General features: G+C 71.9%; 16 protein-coding genes. 1 reads left to right on the plus strand and 15 read right to left on the minus strand.

Going from position 1 to position 17,906, the window contains the following annotated elements; translation table 11 throughout:
- Positions 1–38 precede the first annotated feature (38 nt).
- Genes ampD through AC1MLT_RS14705 form a run of 5 tightly spaced genes read right to left on the minus strand, consistent with a single transcriptional unit; the run spans position 39 to position 5,090 of the window.
- The gene (gene ampD / locus AC1MLT_RS14685; protein ID WP_481032931.1) at positions 39–686 is read right to left on the minus strand and encodes a 1,6-anhydro-N-acetylmuramyl-L-alanine amidase AmpD; all 648 of its coding nucleotides are present in this window, start codon (positions 684–686) and stop codon (positions 39–41) included.
- Positions 683–2,275 carry a sigma-54-dependent transcriptional regulator gene (locus AC1MLT_RS14690; RefSeq protein WP_481032932.1) on the minus strand — a complete coding sequence of 531 codons (1,593 nt, stop codon included), beginning with the start codon at positions 2,273–2,275 and terminating at the stop codon, positions 683–685. The genes ampD and AC1MLT_RS14690 overlap by 4 nt, the downstream gene beginning before the upstream one ends.
- Entirely contained in the window at positions 2,272–3,993 is a 1,722-nt protein-coding gene (locus tag AC1MLT_RS14695) for a sensor histidine kinase (RefSeq protein ID WP_481032933.1), read from the minus strand. Before AC1MLT_RS14695 ends, AC1MLT_RS14690 begins: the two co-directional genes overlap by 4 nt.
- 13 nt (positions 3,994–4,006) lie before the next feature.
- Positions 4,007–4,261, minus strand: a complete 255-nt coding sequence (locus AC1MLT_RS14700; protein WP_481032934.1) for a PP0621 family protein — start codon at positions 4,259–4,261, stop codon at positions 4,007–4,009.
- A 13-nt stretch (positions 4,262–4,274) separates the two neighbouring features.
- The gene (locus AC1MLT_RS14705; protein ID WP_481032935.1) at positions 4,275–5,090 is read right to left on the minus strand and encodes a cytochrome C assembly family protein; all 816 of its coding nucleotides are present in this window, start codon (positions 5,088–5,090) and stop codon (positions 4,275–4,277) included.
- Between the two features lie 140 nt (positions 5,091–5,230).
- Between AC1MLT_RS14705 and ffh the strand changes: the two genes are divergently transcribed.
- Positions 5,231–6,625 carry a signal recognition particle protein gene (ffh, locus tag AC1MLT_RS14710; protein ID WP_481032936.1) on the plus strand — a complete coding sequence of 465 codons (1,395 nt, stop codon included), beginning with the start codon at positions 5,231–5,233 and terminating at the stop codon, positions 6,623–6,625.
- Between the two features lie 20 nt (positions 6,626–6,645).
- Here the strand turns inward: ffh and AC1MLT_RS14715 are convergent, their stop codons facing one another.
- From AC1MLT_RS14715 to miaB, 10 genes are all read right to left on the minus strand, one after another.
- Positions 6,646–7,347, minus strand: a complete 702-nt coding sequence (locus AC1MLT_RS14715; protein WP_481032937.1) for an ankyrin repeat domain-containing protein — start codon at positions 7,345–7,347, stop codon at positions 6,646–6,648.
- Between the two features lie 4 nt (positions 7,348–7,351).
- Positions 7,352–7,879 (minus strand): GlcG/HbpS family heme-binding protein, encoded by a 528-nt coding sequence (locus AC1MLT_RS14720; RefSeq protein ID WP_481032938.1) that lies wholly within the window; start codon positions 7,877–7,879, stop codon positions 7,352–7,354.
- A gap of 122 nt (positions 7,880–8,001) precedes the next feature.
- On the minus strand, positions 8,002–8,640 hold the full coding sequence (locus tag AC1MLT_RS14725; RefSeq protein WP_481032939.1) for a response regulator transcription factor: 639 nt from the start codon (positions 8,638–8,640) through the stop codon (positions 8,002–8,004).
- Complete coding sequence (locus tag AC1MLT_RS14730; RefSeq protein WP_481032940.1) at positions 8,637–10,196, minus strand: sensor histidine kinase; 1,560 nt, start codon at positions 10,194–10,196, stop codon at positions 8,637–8,639. The genes AC1MLT_RS14725 and AC1MLT_RS14730 overlap by 4 nt, the downstream gene beginning before the upstream one ends.
- Positions 10,197–10,309: 113 nt before the next feature.
- Positions 10,310–12,322 carry a glucans biosynthesis glucosyltransferase MdoH gene (mdoH, locus tag AC1MLT_RS14735; protein WP_481032941.1) on the minus strand — a complete coding sequence of 671 codons (2,013 nt, stop codon included), beginning with the start codon at positions 12,320–12,322 and terminating at the stop codon, positions 10,310–10,312.
- A gap of 6 nt (positions 12,323–12,328) precedes the next feature.
- Positions 12,329–12,535: a hypothetical protein gene (locus tag AC1MLT_RS14740; RefSeq protein ID WP_481032942.1), complete on the minus strand. Its 207-nt coding sequence runs from the start codon at positions 12,533–12,535 to the stop codon at positions 12,329–12,331.
- Between the two features lie 182 nt (positions 12,536–12,717).
- Entirely contained in the window at positions 12,718–14,145 is a 1,428-nt protein-coding gene (locus tag AC1MLT_RS14745; protein ID WP_481032943.1) for a sigma 54-interacting transcriptional regulator, read from the minus strand.
- 61 nt (positions 14,146–14,206) lie between these two features.
- The gene (locus AC1MLT_RS14750) at positions 14,207–14,944 is read right to left on the minus strand and encodes a hypothetical protein (RefSeq protein ID WP_481032944.1); all 738 of its coding nucleotides are present in this window, start codon (positions 14,942–14,944) and stop codon (positions 14,207–14,209) included.
- A 93-nt stretch (positions 14,945–15,037) separates the two neighbouring features.
- Positions 15,038–16,465 (minus strand): sensor histidine kinase, encoded by a 1,428-nt coding sequence (locus AC1MLT_RS14755; RefSeq protein WP_481032945.1) that lies wholly within the window; start codon positions 16,463–16,465, stop codon positions 15,038–15,040.
- Positions 16,465–17,841 (minus strand): tRNA (N6-isopentenyl adenosine(37)-C2)-methylthiotransferase MiaB, encoded by a 1,377-nt coding sequence (gene miaB, locus AC1MLT_RS14760; protein ID WP_481032946.1) that lies wholly within the window; start codon positions 17,839–17,841, stop codon positions 16,465–16,467. Before miaB ends, AC1MLT_RS14755 begins: the two co-directional genes overlap by 1 nt.
- Positions 17,842–17,906 lie beyond the last annotated feature (65 nt).

Below are 17,906 nucleotides of genomic sequence, written 5' to 3' on the forward strand. Positions count from 1 at the left end.
AGCCGGCTATCGCCGGGCCGGTGCGAATTATAAAAATTTCACGTTTTCCGACGATCGGCAGTGGGTGTGACGGTGATGGCGGGTCCGGGCTCCTCGCGACCGGCCGGCGGCTCGGCCGAGACGAAGACCCTCGGCGTCCAGGCCAGGCGCGCGCGCAGGTCGGGCCAGTCGAAGCCCGCGCCGGGATCGCTCTTGCGACCGGGCGCGACATGCTCGTGGCCGGCGATGCCGGTCAGCGGATAGCGCGATGCCAGCGCATCGCACAGGCGCGCGAGCGCGTCGTACTGGGCCGTTTCGAAGGTCGCGCCCTCCAGGCCCTCGAGCTCGATGCCGATCGAGTAGTCGTTGCAGTCCGCCCGGCCCCGCCAGCTCGAGGCGCCGGCATGCCAGGCGCGGTCGTCGCAGCTGACGAACTGCCAGAGCTCGCCGGTGCGCCGGACATAGAAATGCGCCGAGACCCGCAGGCCCCGGATCTGCTGGAAGTAGGGGTGGGCGTCCCAGTCGAGCCGGTTGGTGAACAGGCGCTGCACCTCGTCGCCGCCGTAGCGCCCGGGCGGCAGGCTGATCGAGTGCACGAGCACCAGCTCGATGGCCGCCCCGGCCGGTCGCGGGCCGAAGTTCGGCGACGCCAGGTGCCGCGCCGGTAGGTACCAGCCGGCGTCCCAGGGCGGATGCGGGCCGCTCATTCGGCCTGGCCGCCGGCCGGCCCGGTGGCACCGTCGCCATCGCGTGGCATGGCGATGTCCAGCCGCGCGATGCGATAGCGGATCTGGCGCAGGCTCAGGCCGAGGCGGGCGGCGGCGGCCGTGCGGTTGAAGCCGCTCTCGCGCAATGCGTGCACCAGGATCTCGCGCTCCTGCTGGTCGAGGTAGCTCTGCAGGTCGGCCGGCACCGCCGGTGGCGCCTTGGCCACGCCCGGCGGCGCGGCCGCAGGGGTCGTCGTCGAGGACGACGACGCCACCTCCGCCGCCGTGTCCGGTGGCGCTGGCGTCGGCAGCAGCGCAGGCGCCGCATCGCCGGCCTCGACGTCGATGTGCAGCTCGTCGCCGTCGTTGAGGGCGACGGCGCGGTGCAGCAGGTTCTCCAGCTCGCGCACGTTGCCGTGGAACGCATGCGCGCCGAGCCGCTCGATCACCTCCGGCGAGAGCACCGGCACCGGCATGTGGGCGTCGTGGGCGATGCGCGCGAGCAGCGCGGCGCACAGCGCCGGCAGGTCCTCGCGCCGCTCGCGCAGCGCCGGCATGGCGATCTCGATCACGTTGAGGCGATAGAACAGGTCCTGGCGGAAGCGCCCGGCCCGCACGCCGGCCTGCAGGTCCTTGTGGGTCGCGCTCACGATGCGGACGTCGACGGCTTCCTCCTGGGTCGAGCCGATGGCGCGCACGCTGCGCTCCTGGATCGCGCGCAGCAGCTTGGACTGCATCGCCAGCGGCAGGTCGCCGATCTCGTCGAGGAACAATGTGCCGCCGCGCGCGGCCTGGAAGTAGCCATCGCGGTCCTGCACGGCGCCGGTGTAGGAGCCCTTGCGCGCGCCGAAGAACTCCGCCTCCAGCAGGTTCTCCGGGATGGCGCCGCAGTTGACGGCGACGAAGGGCCCGTCGCAGCGCTGGCTGCAGGCGTGCACGGCGCGCGCCACCAGTTCCTTGCCGGTGCCCGATTCGCCGCGCACCAGCACCGGGGCCATGCCGCGCGCGACCCGCACGATGCGCGACTTGACCAGGCGCATCGGCTCGGAGTCGCCCACCAATCGTTCGAGCGCCGCCTGCGCGGCCGGTGCCGGCGCGGCGGTGGCGGTGACCGTCGCCGGCAGGGCCGGCGCCGCGTCGGGGGCCGGCACGACGAGCGGCGCCGCACCCGCGGGTCCGGTCGTCGTCGCCAGCGGGGTCGGCGCCAGCACGGCCGAGGCGACGACGGTGCGGAACTGCTTGAGGTCGACCGGCTTGGTGAGGTAGTCGAAGGCGCCGGCCTTGAGCGCCTCGACCGCGTTCTCGGCCGAGCCATAGGCCGTCATGACGATGCAGCGCTCGGGCCGGTGGTCGCGCTGGAGGTGCTGCAGGATCTCCATGCCCAGGCCGTCGGGCAGGCGCATGTCGGTGATGACGGCGTCGAAGCGGGCGGCCTCCAGGTGACGCAGCGCCTCGGCCACGCTGCCGGCCGCTTCGACGTGGTGGCCCTCGCGCAGCAGCGTGAGTTCGTAGAGGACGCGCAGGTCCGGCTCGTCGTCGACGACCAGGATGCGGGCGGCGCGCGCAGGCGGTGGGATCGGGGTGCTCACGTGGCGGATTGTGTCAGCCGCCCCGCGCGGGGCGGCGGCGCGTCGGCGAAGCCGACCCGGAACTCGTTGCCCTCGGGACCGTCGGCGGCGGCGGCGGGGCATCGTTCGTAGCCGATGGTCGCGCCATGGCGCGCGCACAGTTCGCGGCACAGGAACAGGCCCAGGCCGCTGGACCGGCTCTCCGAGGAGAAGAAGGGTTCGAACAGGTGGCGCTGCACGGCCGGCTCCAGGGGCGCGCCATCGCTCCAGACGCGCAGGCTGGCGTCGCCGCGCGGTCCGGCGCGGGTGGCGATGCGGATCGAGTCCGGCCGGTCGCTCGCATAGCGCATCGCGTTGTCGAGCAGGTTGACCAGGATGCGGCGCAGGTGCTCGGCGTCGAACATCACCTGCCGCCCGGGCGCCTCCAGCGACAGCCGCAGGCCGGCGCACTGCGTCTGGCGCATCCATTCGCCGGCCAGCGCGTGCACGGTGGCGTCGAGCGGGATCTGCTCGCCGGGCGGCGGCACGCGCTGCTCGCGCACGCGGGCGACGTCGAGCACGTCGTCGACGATGCGCGAGAGGCGACGCGCGTTCTGCGCCACCAGGGCGAGCAGCTGGCGCTGCCCCGGATCGCTCAGGTCCTCGTCGAGCAGCGCGCTGGCCTGGGTGATGGCCGCGAGCGGATTGCGGATCTCGTGCGCCACGGCCGCCGACATGCGGCCCATGGCGGCCAGCTTCTCGGTGCGGATGCGCGCCTCGAGTTCGCGCAGGTCCTGCAGGAACATCACGCACAGGCTGTTGCCCGACAGGCCGCTGACGGGAGTCAGGCGCGTGCGCACGCGCACCTCGCGCGCCGCGCCGCGCGGCTGCGCCACCGGGATCTCGTGGGTCTGCGGGGCGTGGTGGGCGAAGGTCCGCTCGGAGATCTCGGCCAGGGTGCCCCAGGCCGGATGGGCGCCGAGCGCGAACGGCACCGCGAGGCCGGCCAGGCCCTGGCCCAGGATGGCGTCGGCGGCCGGGTTGGCGGCATGCACGCGGCCCTCGACGTCGATCACCAGCACACCCTCGCTGAGCGTCTCGATCACCAGGTCGTTGACCCGCGCCTGCACCTGGGCCGTGCTGCGGCTGCGCTGCGCGCGTGCCTCCTCGCGCGCCAGACGGCGCGACAGCTCGTGCGCCAGCAGCACCACCAGGAACAGGCCGGTGCTGGTCAGCGCGGCCTGCAGGAAGCGGGTGGGCGAATCCGAGGGCTGCGCCGCGAGCCAGCGCCAGCCGGCATCGGCCAGCAGCAGCAGGCTGACGGCCGCCGTGGTGCCCAGGCCGACCGACACCGTGCCCAGCACCGCGCCCATCAGCACGGGCATCGCGAACAGCGGCGTGTAGTCGATGCTGCCGGCCTGCAGGACGTGCAGCGTCGCGAAGGTCGCCAGGTCGATGCCGATCGTGACGACCCAGGCCGGGCCCAGCGCGCGCATCGGCAGTTGCACCGGCGCCCAGCGCAGGCCCGCCAGCGCCGCGGCCAGGTAGGCGAGGGCGACGGCGCTGGCGATCCAGTGCCCCGGCTGTCCGAGAGCGAAGGTGACCAGCTGCAGCAGCATCACCACCACGCCGACGCAGCAGCGCGCCAGCAGGAAGCCCCGGCGCAGCCGCAGCAGGGCGGAGCTCCCGCTGCCCTGCGCGTCGAGCGCGGCCCAGTCGGTGTAGGGAGGTTCGCCCATCGACCAGCCGGCGACGCTCATGGCGCGGCGCTCCTCAGCGTTCGACGAGCTGGCGGTGCGCGGGACTGCAGTACGCCGCACCCGAGTGGCCGGCGACGGCATCGACGGCCGGCAGGTGCAGGCCGCAATGGGCGCAGCGCACCATCGCCTGGGGCGGTGCCACGGCGGGTGGCGCGGCCGGCCGGGGCGGGACGGCGGCGGCCGCGCGTTCGCGCATCGCGTCGCGCCGGTTCTGGCGCCAGAGCCAGATGCCGACCGTCACGACCACCAGGACGAGGAAATATTTCAAGGCGGGAAACCTCTCAGGGCAGGGGGCGCCGGAGCACGACCTCGAGCACGAAGCGTGAACCGACATAGGCCAGCAGCAGCAGGGCCGAGCCGGCATAGAGCACGCGTCGCGCCTTGCGCCCGCGCCAGCCGAAGCGGACGCGGCCGGTCAGCAGGATGGCGAACGTGAGCCAGGCCAGGATCGAGAACAGCGTCTTGTGGTTCCACCGGGCGGCGCGCTCGGCGGCGCCGTAGAGCGTCTCGCTGAAGAACAGGCCGGCCAGCAGTGTCGCCGACAGCAGCACGAAACCGGCGGCGACGAAGCGGAAGGTGAGCTTCTCCAGCGTCAGGAGCGGCACGCCGCTGCCCTGCGACTCGGGCGCGGCCAGCCGGATCTGCTTCTCGGCGCGCGAGATCAGCCAGGCATGCACCACCGCCGCGCCGAACAGGCCGTACGAGGCGATCCCCAGGGCCAGGTGCAGCGGCAGCCAGGGCGAGGCCGCGACATGCAGCGGCGAGCCGGGGAACAGCAGCGCCAGCAGCACCGCCAGCGCCCCCAGCGCCGCCAGCACGCGGCGCACCCGCAGCTGTGGATAGAGGCGGCTCTCGACGGCGTAGACGGTCAGCACCAGCCAGGCCGTGATCGACAGCGCCGGGGCGAAACCGAAGCGCGGCACGTCGCCGATCAGGCCCCAGCCGAGCACCAGGGCGTGAAGCAGCCAGGCCAGGCCGAGCAGGCCTTGCGTGGCGGGGCGTTCCAGGCGGGACGAGAGCGCCGCGGTGGCGGCGTAGGCCGCTGCGGCGGCGATGCCCAGTGCCACGCCGAGCGGGGAGGGGATCGCTAAAATCATCCTTTGAGTCTAATGGCTCGCCCCCGGTCCGCGCTGCCGGCGCGCCGCGGACGCCGCCGGCTTCCGGGTCGCCCCGGCTTTCCCATCCATCCATCCATCGCTCCTCCGGCCCGCACCGCGCCGGCAACCAGGCATTCCCCATGGCAACCGCCCTTTCCGACAAGTTCTCCCGTCTCGTCAAGCAGGTGAGCGGGCAGGCCCGCATCACCGAGGCCAATGTGCAGGACATGCTGCGCGAGGTCCGCATGGCGCTGCTGGAGGCCGACGTCGCGCTGCCGGTGGTGCGCGACTTCGTCGCCCGCGTCAAGGAGAAGGCGCTGGGCCAGGAGGTGCTGAGCTCGCTCAAGCCCGGCCAGGCGCTGGTGGGCATCGTCAACCGCGAACTCGCCAGCACCATGGGCGAGGGCGTCTCCGACATCAACCTGGTCGCGCAGCCGCCGGCGATCATCCTCATGGCCGGCCTGCAGGGCGCGGGCAAGACCACCACCGTCGCCAAGCTGGCCAAGCACCTGATCGACAAGCGTCGCAAGAAGGTCCTCACGGTCTCGGGCGACGTCTACCGGCCCGCCGCCATCGAGCAGCTCAAGACCGTGACGAAGCAGGCCGGCGCCGAGTGGTTCCCCAGCACGCCCGACCAGAAGCCGCTGGACATCGCGCGCGCCGCGCTCGACCACGCCCGGCGCCACTTCTTCGACGTGCTGATCGTCGACACCGCCGGCCGCCTGGCGATCGACGAGGTGCTGATGACCGAGATCAAGGAGCTGCACGCGGCGCTGCGCCCGGTCGAGACGCTGTTCGTGGTCGATGCCATGCAGGGCCAGGACGCGGTCAACACCGCGCGCGCCTTCAGCGACGCGCTGCCGCTGACGGGCATCGTGCTGACCAAGACCGATGGCGACTCGCGCGGTGGCGCGGCGCTGTCGGTGCGCCACGTGACGGGGGTGCCGATCAAGTTCGCCGGCACCAGCGAGAAGATCGACGGCCTGGAGGTGTTCGACGCCGAGCGCCACGCCGGGCGCATCCTGGGCATGGGCGACATCGTGGCGCTGGTCGAGCAGGTGACCGCCGGCGTCGACGTCGCCGCGGCGCAGAAGCTCGCGGCCAAGGTCAAGAGCGGCGCCGGCTTCGACCTCAACGACTTCCTCGGCCAGCTCCAGCAGATGAAGCAGATGGGCGGGCTCTCCAGCCTGATGGACAAGCTGCCCGCGCAGATGGCGGCCAAGGCGACCGAGGCCGACATGACGCGCGCCGAGCGCGACATCCGCCGCAAGGAAGGCATCATCAACAGCATGACCCCGCTGGAGCGCCGCAAGCCCGACCTGCTCAAGGCCACCCGCAAGCGCCGCATCGCCGCCGGCGCCGGCGTCCAGGTGCAGGAGGTCAACCGCCTGCTCAACGAGTTCGAGCAGATGCAGACCATGATGAAGAAGATGAAGGGCGGCGGCCTGATGAAGATGATGAAGAAGATGGGCGGCATGAAGGGCATGCCGCCGATGGGCGGGGGCATGGGCGGCGGCGGGCTGCCGCGCTTCTGAGCGGGTCCGGCCAAGCTCCGTCAGCGCGCCCCGGCCGCCTCCAGCATCGCGGCCATCGCGGCATGGCCGTGCTCGCGGGCCAGCCGCAATGGCGTGCGGCCCTGGCGGTCGGTCAGGGCGAGGTTCGCGCCGGCACCGATCAGCGCGGCCAGCGTGCGCTGGTGGCGCGGGCCGCCGTCACCCAGCACGATGGATTCGATCACGGCGGTCCAGTGCAGGTTGTTGACGTGATCCAGCGGCGCGCCGGCGGCGATCAGCCGTCGCACGACCTCGTCGTGACCCAGGTGCGCGGCGGCGATCAGCGCGGTGCCGTCCCAGCGGCTGGTGGTCTGGCCCGGCTTCGCGCCCAGCGACAGCAGCAGCGCCAATGTCGGCACGTCGTCGGCCACGGCGGCGATCGTCACCGCGTCGTAGCGGTCGGCCTCCAGCGCGTCGAGCGACGCCCCCGCCCGCGCCAGCACGCGGATCGCATCGAGACGATGCGCGTGGGTCGCGACGTGGAGGGCGGTGCGGCCCCGTGCGTCGCGTGCCTCCAGGGGCGCTCCGGCGGCGATCAGCTTCTGCAGCCTGGGCACGTCGCCCTCGATCGCGGCCCGCAGCCAGCCGTCGTAGGCGCGCATCTCGGCGGCCGATGGCGCCACCTGGGCCCGGGTCGCCGGCGTGGCGACCAGCGTCAGCAGCCCGGCCAGCAGCAGGCCCGCGAGGGGATGCGCGCGCGTCATCGGGTCAGCCCAGCAGGCCCTTGACCTTCTCCAGCGCCGCGTTCGCGCACTGCTCGTCGAGATGGCCGCCGGGCGCGCCGCCGACGCCGACGGCGCCGATCACCTCGCCAGCGGCCTTGATCGGCACGCCACCGCCGAGCAGCAGGGCGCCGGGCAGGTACACCAGATTGGCGGCGGCCGGGTTCTTCTGCGCGCCTTCCATCAGCGCCTGCGTCGGGCTCTTCCAGGAGGCCGAGGTCCAGGCCTTGCGCTCGCTCGATGCCAGCGTGTGCGGGCCGGCGCCATCGGCGCGCTGCACGGCGCGCACCGTGCCGGCCCGGTCGACCACCGTGGCCGAGACGCTGTAGCCGTTGGCCGTGCAGGCCGCGACGCTCTCGGCGGCGATCTGGCTGGCCAGGGCGAGCGAGAGGTTGCGCTCGACGCGCACGACGGGCGCTGGCGCGGGGGCGGACGCGGTCTGGGCCTGCGCGAACGGGGCGGCGAGCAGGGCACCGAGCAGGCCGGCGATGGCCAGGCGAGGGGAGTGGTTCATGACGGGATCTCCATGGAGGGGTGGGGTTGCAGGACCCGACCAATGTAGGAAAACGCTGCGCTCCGCACCATTCGTACGCGCACGCGCCGCCTCCGTAGAACTACGCAGCCGACGTCGTCGCGTCAGCCGCCCGGCTCGTCCACCAGCATGGCGTAGCGCCGGATCAGCTGCGCCAGCGAATCGCATTCGAGCTTGGCGAACAGGTTGGCGCGATGCGTCTCGACCGTGCGCGGCGACAGTCCGAGCGCGCGCGCGATCTCCTTGTTGGTCAGGCCCCGGGCGATGAAACCCAGCACCTCGCGCTCGCGTTCGGACAGCTGCGCGAAGCGGTCGCGCGCTGACTGGTCGGCCTGGGCGCGCTCGCGCGAGCGCACGTGCTGGCGCACCGCGTGCTGCAGCGCCTCCAGCAGCTGCTCGTCGTCCACCGGCTTCTCCAGGAACTCGGCGGCGCCGGCCTTGAAGGCGCGCCGGCACATCTCGACGGTGCCATGGCCGGTGAGCATGATCACCGGCTGGTCGACCCCCTGCGCCTTCAGGCGGTCCAGCACGCTCAGGCCGCCGATGCCCGGCATGCGCACGTCCAGCACGATGGCGCCGATGCCGCCCCGGTCGAAGCCATCGAGGAAGGCCTGCGGATCGGCCCAGTCCTGCACCCGCAGGCCGACGGTGGCGATGAGCAGCGCCAGGCTCTCGCGCACCGCGAGGTCGTCGTCGATCAGGTGGATCAGCGGGGAGAGCGGCGGAGCGGCGATCGGTGTCATGGCACGGAGGTCTCCGTGGCGGTCGAAGGGGCCGGTGTCGGCGTCGTGCCGGGCTGGGCGGGGTCGCCATCGCTGGTCGTCGCCAGCGGCAGCATCAGCGTGAAGCAGGCGCCATGGGGCGACAGGTTGGTCGCGCCCAGGCTACCTCCCATGCCGGCGGCCAGCGTCTCGCACAGGCTCAGTCCCAGGCCGAGGCCGCCCTCGCGGGTACTGAAGAAGGGCTCGAACAGGCGCGGCAATGCCTGCGGCTCGATGCCGGGGCCGTTGTCGCTCACCGCCAGCACGCCCTCGGCGCCATTGCTGCCGACCACCAGGGCGAGCCGGCGGCCATCCGCGCCCGTGCGTTCGAGCGCCTGCAGCGCGTTCAGGATCAGGTTGTGGACGATCTGCTCCAGCGCCACCGGATCGGCGCGCACCCGCACCGGCGGCTGCGCCCGGGCCTCGAAATGCAGCGCGACGCCACGCTGCGCGAATTCGGGTTCGAGCAGGTGCAGCGCCTGGCCGGCCGCCTCCTGCAGCACGATCGATCGCGTCGCCGCGCCGGCGGCGCCGGCGTCGGGCCGCTGCTCGATCAGGCCGCGCAGCCGGCCCAGCACGTCGGCGGCACGGCGGGCCTGCTCGGCGGCCCGGCCCATGGCGATGCGGGCGGTGTCGAGGTCCGGCGGCTCGTCGTCGAGCAGGCGCCGCGCCGCCTGGGTGCTGGCGAGCACGGCGGTCAGGGGCTGGTTGAGTTCGTGCGCCAGTCCGGCCGACAGCTCGCCGAGCGAATCGAGGCGCGCCACGCGTCCCAGGCGCAGCAGTTCCTCGGCGCGGCGCCGGGCGACGCGCTGGCGCTGCAGGCCGCGCAGGACGGCCAGCACCACCGCCATCGCCGTCGCCCACCCGGCCATGCGGCGCCATGGCAGCTCGGCAAGCCCGACCTGCCGGGACGCGACGACGTCGAAGGCCTGGCTGGCGGAGGCGAGCACCTTGTGGAAGTCGAAGCGCCAGCCATTGGCGGCGGCCCGGCCGGGCTGGATCACCCACTGCCGGCCCTGGTGCTCGAGGGCCACGCGCGTCGCGCTGGCCTGCGGGTCCATCGGCCAGTCGCGCCACGGCACGCTGCCGGCCAGGTTGATGTCCAGCGCATAGCTGGTCGGCGTGGCGCCGATCACGAGCCAATAGCGGCCGCGCGGCAGGTCGAGCGCGGCGGATTGCGGCCGCTGCGCCTGGCGCGACATCGCCTCGGCGGCGGCGAAGTCGGCGGCGCGCGGACCAGCGGGCCAGGTGCCGTCGGCATCGCGCCGCTGGACGTCGAGGATGGAGGCATAGACCGAGGACAGGCCGCGACCCAGGCGGGTGGCGTCGGCATCGGATTCGAGCAGGGCGAGGGTCGCCAGGATGGCGTCGTACTGCACCACCTGCTGGCTCAGGAGCCGGTGGGCGATGCGGGCGTCGGTCTCGAAGTCCTGCCGCAGGCGCTCGAGTTCGGCATGCGCCAGCCACGCGGCGCCGGCGGTCGACAACGCCAGCCATGCCACGCACCACGCACCCTCGGACCACCACCACTTCTTCATGGGCGCGATTCTGCCCGGGGCGCACATGCGCGTCGGCAAGAAAAAACGGCGGCCCCGGTCGATGCCGGGGCCGCCGTCCGGGGTCCGTCGGGACCCGGTGCGAGGAGGAAGGATCAGGCCACGGCCAGGACCGGGCGGGCCAGGCGGACGGCGTGCATCCAGGCACGGCGCAGCACGGCCGGCGAGCGCGATTCCTCGGGGATCAGCAGGAAGCCGCGTTCGCGCAGGGCGGTGCCCAGGGCGATCTGGCTGGTCAGCACGGTCAGCGGGATGGCCAGCAGCAGCGGCAGGCCCACCGGCGCCAGCCATACCAGGGCGCTGGCATCGATCATCGCGATGCCCACGGCCAGCGCGGCGACCACGAAGGTCATCGGCGCGAGCTGCGACAGGGCGATCTTCCACGGCACGGCGGCGGCTTCGCGCGGGGGCGACTTCCAGTCGAGCTTGATGCCGGTCAGGGCGACCACGACGAACAGCGAATGGGCCAGCATGCGCACCGGCGCCTGCACGATGGCCAGGGCGCTCTCGAGCGCGGAGCTCTTGATCAGGCCCCACAGGCCGCCGTACTGGCGCTGCTCGCCACGCATCAGCACCGCGGCGATGCCCATCACGCGCGGCAGGAACAGCAGGCACAGGGTCCACAGCCACAGGCCGGCGAGTTCCATCGGCAGCACGTTCCAGCTCGACACGATGCTCGAGCCCGACAGCCACAGGGCGGTGCCCAGCGTCAGGAAGGCGAGCCACAGGGGCGCGGAGACATAGGCCATGGTGCCGGTCACGAACATGGCGCGATGCACGCGGTGGATGCCGGGTTCGGCCATCAGGCGGGCGTTCTGCAGGTTGCCCTGGCACCAGCGGCGGTCACGCTGCAGTTCGGACAGCAGGTCCGGCGGTTGCTGCTCGTAGCTGCCGACGAGGTCGGCGCACAGCCACACGTGGTAGCCGGCACGGCGCATCAGCGCGGCTTCGACGAAGTCGTGCGACATGATGCCACCCGACATGCCGCCGGTGCCCTCGATGGGCGCCAGGGCGCAGTGGTCCATGAAGGGCTGCACACGGATGATGGCGTTGTGGCCCCAGTAGTGCGACTCGCCGAGCTGCCAGAACTGCATGCCCAGGGTGAACAGGCGGCCCGTCACGCGCGAGGCGAACTGCTGGGCGCGGGCGTGCAGCGTGACGTGGCCGATGGCCTGCGTCGCGGTCTGGATGATGCCGGCGGTCGGGTTGGCTTCCATCAGCTTGACCATCGAGGTCAGGCAGTCGCCGCTCATCACGGAGTCGGCATCGAGCACGACCATGTAGCGATAGTCCTTGCCCCAGCGGCGGCAGAAGTCGGCCACGTTGCCGGCCTTGCGGTGGGTGCGACGCTTGCGCAGGCGGTAGTACACCTCGACCTGCGGCTGGTTCGGGCTGGTGGCCAGCGCGGCGCGCAGGTCTTCCCAGGCGGCGCGCTCGGCGGCGGCGGTCTCGGGGTTGTAGCTGTCGGACAGCACGAAGACATCGAAATGCTTGGCATGACCGGTCGAGGCGACCGATTCGCAGGTGGCGCGCAGGCCGGCGAACACGGTGGCGACGTCCTCGTTGCAGATCGGCATGATGATCGCCGTGCGGGCCTCGGGATTCATCGGGTGGCCGGCGATCTGCTTGACCGACAGGGCATGCTTGTCGCCGCGCACCGAGACGTAGAAGCCCATCAGCGCGGTCACGAAGCCTGTGACGACCCAGCCGGAGAGCAGGCCGTAGAGACCGATCTGTCCATATTCGAGCCAGACGTTGTTGTAGTCGGGCTGGACGCTGGCGAACAGCGACGAGGCGATGGCCGTGCTGACGATCGCCAGCAGCATGAAGGCCAGGCGACGCTGGCGCGCGGCGCGCTGCCACGGCTGCTCGACGTCCGAGAGTTCGGGGAAGGTCTCGCGGGCCTCGGCGCCACCGGCGCCGAGCCGGACCAGCATGGCGGTCCCGATGCTGTTCCAGAAACCGCGCCAGGGGCGTGGCGCCATCGAGCCGCGATGCACCGGCGGCGCGGTCACGGAATTGGGATGACGCTCTTCGCGCGGCAGGACGCGGCGCGAGAAGTCGTCTTCGGTCAGTACGCGCATCTGCGAGAAATCAGTGGGTTTCATGGCGGCTTACCAACGGTTCTTGAGAGAGAGGGCGGACGTGTCGCCGATTGCCGGAAAGCGCTTGGTGACGCAATCCAGGAACGGCGCGCCGCTGGTTTCGGATCCAGCCCCGGAGTGGCCCGGCACGCGGGACTTGGAGAGGAGGGCCTGCTTGGAGCGCAGGCCATCGCGCTGCGTACGCATCGCGAATGAGGGGCTGGAATGGGCGGTCATGCCATTCATATGGCAAGCCCTGTGCCAGAGTCTGAAAACCCTTTCGAATCAACGACTTGGCATTGATTTCCAGGGTTTCCCCTGGGCTGATGCCACGATCGACCCCTCAAACCCCGGGAATTTGTCGCTCCAGCCCGACAAGCATTGGACCCCCAACCCGGGAATCCAATGAAATCAACGACTTAGCGTTGTCGCTCGTCGGCGACAGCTTCGCTGCCCGGCGACGGGGGGGTGTCGGCCTTGAAGTGGCCCGGGGTCAGTTCGTGCTTCTGCAGCAGGCGATAGAACTCGGTCCGGTTGCGATCGGCCAGGCGCGCGGCATCGGCGACATTGCCATCGGTGAGCTTGAGCAGGCCGACCAAGTAGTCGCGCTCGAAGCGCTGCTTGGCATCGGCATAGGTCTGGACCTCGACCGTCGGCACCCGCAGGGCGCGCTGGACCAGCGCCAGCGGGATCAGCGGCGAGCCCGACAGCGCGCAGACCTGCTCGACGACGTTGAAGAGCTGGCGCACGTTGCCCGGCCAGGAGGCGGTGGTCAATGCCTTCATGGCCTCGGGCGCGAAACCCGAGAGACGCTTGCCGTACTTGGTCGACAGCCGCTGGAGGAAGTGGTTGGCCAGCAGCGGGATGTCCTCGCGCCGCGCCGACAGCGGCGGCAGCGTGAGCGTGACCACGTTGAGGCGGTAGTACAGGTCCTCGCGGAACTGGTTCGCCTCCATCGCCGCGTCGAGGTCGCGGTGCGTGGCCGAGACGATCCGCACGTCCACCGCGATCGACTGCGCCGCGCCGACCGGCCGCACCGCGCGCTCCTGCAGCACGCGCAGCAGCTTGACCTGCAGCGCCGGCGGCATGTCGCCGATCTCGTCGAGCAGCAGGGTGCCGCCGTCGGCCTGCTGGAACAGGCCCTTGTGATTGGCCACCGCGTCGGTGAAGGCGCCCTTCATGTGGCCGAAGAGCTCGGATTCGAGCAGCGCCTCCGGGATGGCGCCGCAATTCACCGCCACGAACGGCCGCGCCGCGCGCGAGCTGGCCTTGTGGATGGCACGCGCGAGCAGTTCCTTGCCAGCGCCGCTGTCGCCGCGCAGCAGCACGCTGGCATCGGACTTGGCGACCATGTGCGCTTCCGCCAGCAGCTCGGCCATGCGGCTGCTGCGGCTGACGATCTCGGAGCGCCAGCTGTCGTCGCCGCCGGCGCCGCCGGGGGTCGCGGCCGGAGCGCCCAGCGCCAGCGCCTGGCTGATCTTCTCGAGCAGTTCGCGGGCGTCGTAGGGCTTGGTCAGGTAGGTGAAGACACCGCGCGCCGTCGCCTCGACGGCATCGGGGATGGTGCCGTGCGCCGTCAGCAGGATCACGGGCAGGGTCGGATGGTGCTTGCGGATCTCGTCGAACAGCGCCAGGCCGTCGCGCCCGGGCAGCCGCACATCGCTCAGCACGAGCTGGGGATGTTCGATCTCCAGCTGGTTGAGGGCCGATTCGGCCGAGGTCACGGCCTTGACCTGGTAGCCGGCCGCGTTCAGGCGCAGCGACAGCAGGCGCAGCATGTCCGGGTCGTCGTCCACGACCAGCAGCCGGGCGCCGGGATGCCTCGTGGTGGGGGCGGTATCGGTCATGGCGTGGTTCCTTGGAAGATCGGCGGGATTCGATGGCAATCGGCGGGCGATGGCGCGACCGTCAGGGCGCGGGCCCCGGCCGGTTGCTGCCGCCGTTGCCGTTGCCGCCGGACGACGGCAGGGTGTGGCTGCTGTTGGGGCGCGAGAAGCTGCGCTCGATGGCGCGCAGCGCCTCGATGCGTTCGTTGAGCTGCTCGATGCGCTTCTGGCTCTCGCGCAGCTGCTGGACCTGACGGTCGCGGTCGTCCTCGATGCGGCGCTGGTCGAGATAGCGCGCGGCCAGGGTGCGCGCCAGCGGCTGCAGCGCCAGCGCCTCGGTCGCGCTGCTGGCGATCACGCGCTGCAGCAGGGCCAGGGCGCGCGCCAGATCGGCCGAGGCGCGGGTCTGCGCCAGCACCAGGGCGGCCTGCATCTGGACCGTCGGCGAGTCGCCCGGGTCGCCCAGTCGCGCCAGTTCGGCGGCCAGCTCGGACGCCGCCAGGGGCCGCAGCTTGTCGGCGTAGAGCAGCATGGCGTCGATGGGGCCGAAGCCGCGCGGCACGTAGGCCAGGGCGGCTTGCGTGGCCGGCGCGACGGGCTCTGCCTCGACCGGCATCACGCGCATCGGCGGCAGCGCGGCCGTGGCGGAGGCGGGCCGCGCCGGCCGTGCGCCCGCCTCGGCGGTGGCCGCCGCCGTCGTGGCGGGCGTGGTGGCGGCATCGGGCTGGCGCGGTGGGGCGACGCAGGCCGCCAGCGACAGCGACAACGCGACGGTGCCCGCCACAGCGGAGGGCAGCCTGTGGACGGACGGGAAAGGCATGGTTCGGAACGGCACGAGGGACAGCGGAAAAAGCGGTGGAGACGACGGCTCGGGCGACGGGTGTGCGGTGCGGCGGTCCGGCAGCGGCGACGCTCAGCCCGAGCGTGGCAGTTCGATGCGGAACCGCGCGCCCGGTCCATCCGGAAGCAGCACGACGCGACCGCCGTGCGCAGCAATGTACTCCTGCACGATCGACAAGCCGATGCCGGTGCCCTTGACCGCATGCTCAGGCTGGCGACTGCCGCGATAGAAGGGTTCGAAGATGCGTTCGCGGTCGCCCTCGGCGATGCCGGGGCCGGCGTCGGCGATGTCGATGAAGGTCGTCTCGGGCGTGCCCGAGACCCCGATGCGGATGATGCCTCCGCGCTCCGAGAAGCGGATCGCGTTGGACAGCAGGTTGGCGATCGCCGCGCCCAGCTTGGTCCGGTCGATCACCACCGACAGCGGCTCGCCACCGACCTCGATGCGCAGCCCGTAGGCATGCCACTGCAGGCGCTGCGCCTCCACCTGCTCCTCGATCAGCGGCAGCAGCGGCGTGCGTTCGCGGTGCAGCTCGCGCGCCTCGAAGGCGGCGGCGTTGAAGCGCAGCAGCGCCTCGATCTGGCCCTGCAGCGAGATCGCGTTCTGCTGCAGGATCTGCGCCACCTCGCGTTGCGCCGGGTTCAGGGCGCCGGTCACGCCGTCCTCGAGCAGCGAGATGCCTTCGCGCAGCGCGGCCAGCGGCGTCTTGAGTTCATGCGAGACGTGGCGCAGGAAGCGTGCCTTGTCGGCGTCGAGTTCGGTCAGCCGCAGGCGCAGCCATTCGAGCTGCTGCGACACGCGCCGCACGTCGGCCGGGCCGCGGATGTCGATCGGCTCGTCCAGCCGGTTCTCGCCCAGGCCGACGATGGCGCGCTGGAGCCGCTTGAAGGGCCGCGCCAGCCAGACCCCGAAGGCCAGCGCCAGTGCCACCGCCAGGGCGCTGGCGGCCAGCACCTGGCGCATCAGGCGCACGCGCGCGCTCTCGATGCGCTGCTCCAGCGCCTTGTTCTGCGCCTCGATCTGGGCCTGGGCCTGCTGCGCGATGGCGGTGTTGGCGGTGTCGAGTTCGCGGAACTGCATCGCCATGGTCGACTCGCGCGAGAGCGCGGTCTCGGTCGGCCCGAGCAGCAGCGTCTGCAGCGCGGCGAGCTGGGCGCGCCAGGGCTCGATGGAAGCAGCGGGCACGCCGTTGTCCTCCAGCCGCTCGACGATGGCGCGCGCATCGCGCGCGGCGTCCTCGAAGCGGCGGCGCAGCACGGCATCGTTGAGCACCAGCGACTGCCGCCCGGCGCGCTCCATCGCGGCGCTGCGCTCGGCCAGCGACTGCGCGGCGCCCGACAGCGCCAGCGCGCGCGAGGCGGCGTCCCGGTTCTGCGTCATGAGGGCGTCGTACTGGAATACCGCGCGCAACGCCACGCCCACCAGCAGCGCGGTGATGAGCAGGAAGGCGAACAGCAGGAGCTGCTGGAAGGAGCCGCGCACGGCCTTGAAGTGCGCCATCAGACGGCGAGCGGCGCGACGGCGGCGGAGGCCGGCAGCGGGTCGTCCGACCCGCGCAGCGGCACCTCGCCGCGCAGCGTGTAGGCCATCGAGCGCGTGATGCGCAGGTCGATCATCTGGCCGACCAGCCGCGCGTCGCCGGCGAAGTTGACGACCCGGTTGCAGTCGGTGCGCCCCATGAGCTCGTTGGCGTCCTTGCGCGAGCTGCCCTCCACCAGCACGCGCTGCGTGCTGCCCACCAGGGCCTGGCCGAAGCGCTTGACGTTGGCGTCGATGGCCGCCTGCAGCCGGTGCAGGCGCGCCAGCTTGACCTCGTGCGGCGTGTCGTCGTGCAGGGCGGCGGCCGGCGTGCCGGGGCGCGGGCTGAAGATGAAGCTGAAGCTGGCGTCGAAATCCATGTCGTCGATGAGCTTCATCATCCGCTCGAAGTCGTCCTCGGTTTCGCCGGGGAAGCCGACGATGAAGTCGCTCGACAGCGCCAGGCCCGGGCGCAGGGCGCGCAGCTTGCGCACCGTGCTCTTGTATTCCATGGCCGTGTAGCCGCGCTTCATGGCCATCAGGATGCGGTCGCTGCCGTGCTGCACCGGCAGGTGCAGGTGCGAGACGAGCTGAGGGATGTGGGCGTAGGCCTCGATCAGACGGGGCGTGAATTCGTTGGGATGGCTGGTGGTGTAGCGGATGCGCTCGATGCCGGGGATCTCGGCGACGTACTCGAGCAGCAGCGCGAAGTCGGCGATCTCGGTGGTGCCGCCCATGGCGCCTCGGTAGGCGTTGACGTTCTGGCCCAGCAGCGTGACCTCGCGCACGCCCTGCGCGGCCAGCCCGGCGACCTCGGCCAGCACGTCGTCGAACGGCCGGCTGACCTCCTCGCCGCGGGTGTAGGGCACCACGCAGTAGCTGCAGTACTTGGAGCAGCCCTCCATGATCGAGACGAAGGCCGTCACGCCCTCCACGCGGGCGGGCGGCAGATGGTCGAACTTCTCGATCTCGGGAAAGCTGATGTCGACCTGCGGACGGTCCAGCCGCTCGCGCTGCGCCAGCATCTCCGGCAGGCGGTGCAGCGTCTGCGGACCGAACACCACGTCGACATAGGGCGCGCGCTCGATGATGGCCGCGCCCTCCTGGCTGGCCACGCAGCCGCCGACGCCGATCTTCACGCCGCGCGCCTTCAGGTGCTTGACGCGGCCGAGGTCGCTGAAGACCTTCTCCTGGGCCTTCTCGCGTACCGAGCAGGTGTTGAAGAGGATCAGGTCGGCCTGCTCGATGTCGCGCGTGGCCTCGTAGCCCTGGGCGGCCCGGAGCACGTCGGCCATCTTGTCCGAGTCGTACTCGTTCATCTGGCAGCCGAAGGTTTTGATGAAGACTTTCTTGGACATGGCGTGGGGGGAGCGTGGGGGTCGGGGAGAAAGGGAGGAACCGGGAGCGCCGGTGTCGGCCGGTG

Source organism: Variovorax sp. PEI5, from assembly GCF_056679935.1.

Bases quoted from the DNA above. Each gene is read 5' to 3' on its own strand.
- AC1MLT_RS14725 (WP_481032939.1), bottom strand. From the start codon at position 8,640: ATGACACCGATCGCCGCTCCGCCGCTCTCCCCGCTGATCCACCTGATC.
- AC1MLT_RS14750 (WP_481032944.1), bottom strand. From the start codon at position 14,944: ATGCCTTTCCCGTCCGTCCACAGGCTGCCCTCCGCTGTGGCGGGCACC.
- ffh (WP_481032936.1), top strand. From the start codon at position 5,231: ATGGCAACCGCCCTTTCCGACAAGTTCTCCCGTCTCGTCAAGCAGGTG.
- miaB (WP_481032946.1), bottom strand. From the start codon at position 17,841: ATGTCCAAGAAAGTCTTCATCAAAACCTTCGGCTGCCAGATGAACGAG.
- ampD (WP_481032931.1), bottom strand. From the start codon at position 686: ATGAGCGGCCCGCATCCGCCCTGGGACGCCGGCTGGTACCTACCGGCG.
- AC1MLT_RS14740 (WP_481032942.1), bottom strand. From the start codon at position 12,535: ATGACCGCCCATTCCAGCCCCTCATTCGCGATGCGTACGCAGCGCGAT.
- AC1MLT_RS14745 (WP_481032943.1), bottom strand. From the start codon at position 14,145: ATGACCGATACCGCCCCCACCACGAGGCATCCCGGCGCCCGGCTGCTG.
- mdoH (WP_481032941.1), bottom strand. From the start codon at position 12,322: ATGAAACCCACTGATTTCTCGCAGATGCGCGTACTGACCGAAGACGAC.
- AC1MLT_RS14720 (WP_481032938.1), bottom strand. From the start codon at position 7,879: ATGAACCACTCCCCTCGCCTGGCCATCGCCGGCCTGCTCGGTGCCCTG.
- AC1MLT_RS14715 (WP_481032937.1), bottom strand. From the start codon at position 7,347: ATGACGCGCGCGCATCCCCTCGCGGGCCTGCTGCTGGCCGGGCTGCTG.
- AC1MLT_RS14755 (WP_481032945.1), bottom strand. From the start codon at position 16,465: ATGGCGCACTTCAAGGCCGTGCGCGGCTCCTTCCAGCAGCTCCTGCTG.
- AC1MLT_RS14730 (WP_481032940.1), bottom strand. From the start codon at position 10,196: ATGAAGAAGTGGTGGTGGTCCGAGGGTGCGTGGTGCGTGGCATGGCTG.
- AC1MLT_RS14705 (WP_481032935.1), bottom strand. From the start codon at position 5,090: ATGATTTTAGCGATCCCCTCCCCGCTCGGCGTGGCACTGGGCATCGCC.
- AC1MLT_RS14695 (WP_481032933.1), bottom strand. From the start codon at position 3,993: ATGAGCGTCGCCGGCTGGTCGATGGGCGAACCTCCCTACACCGACTGG.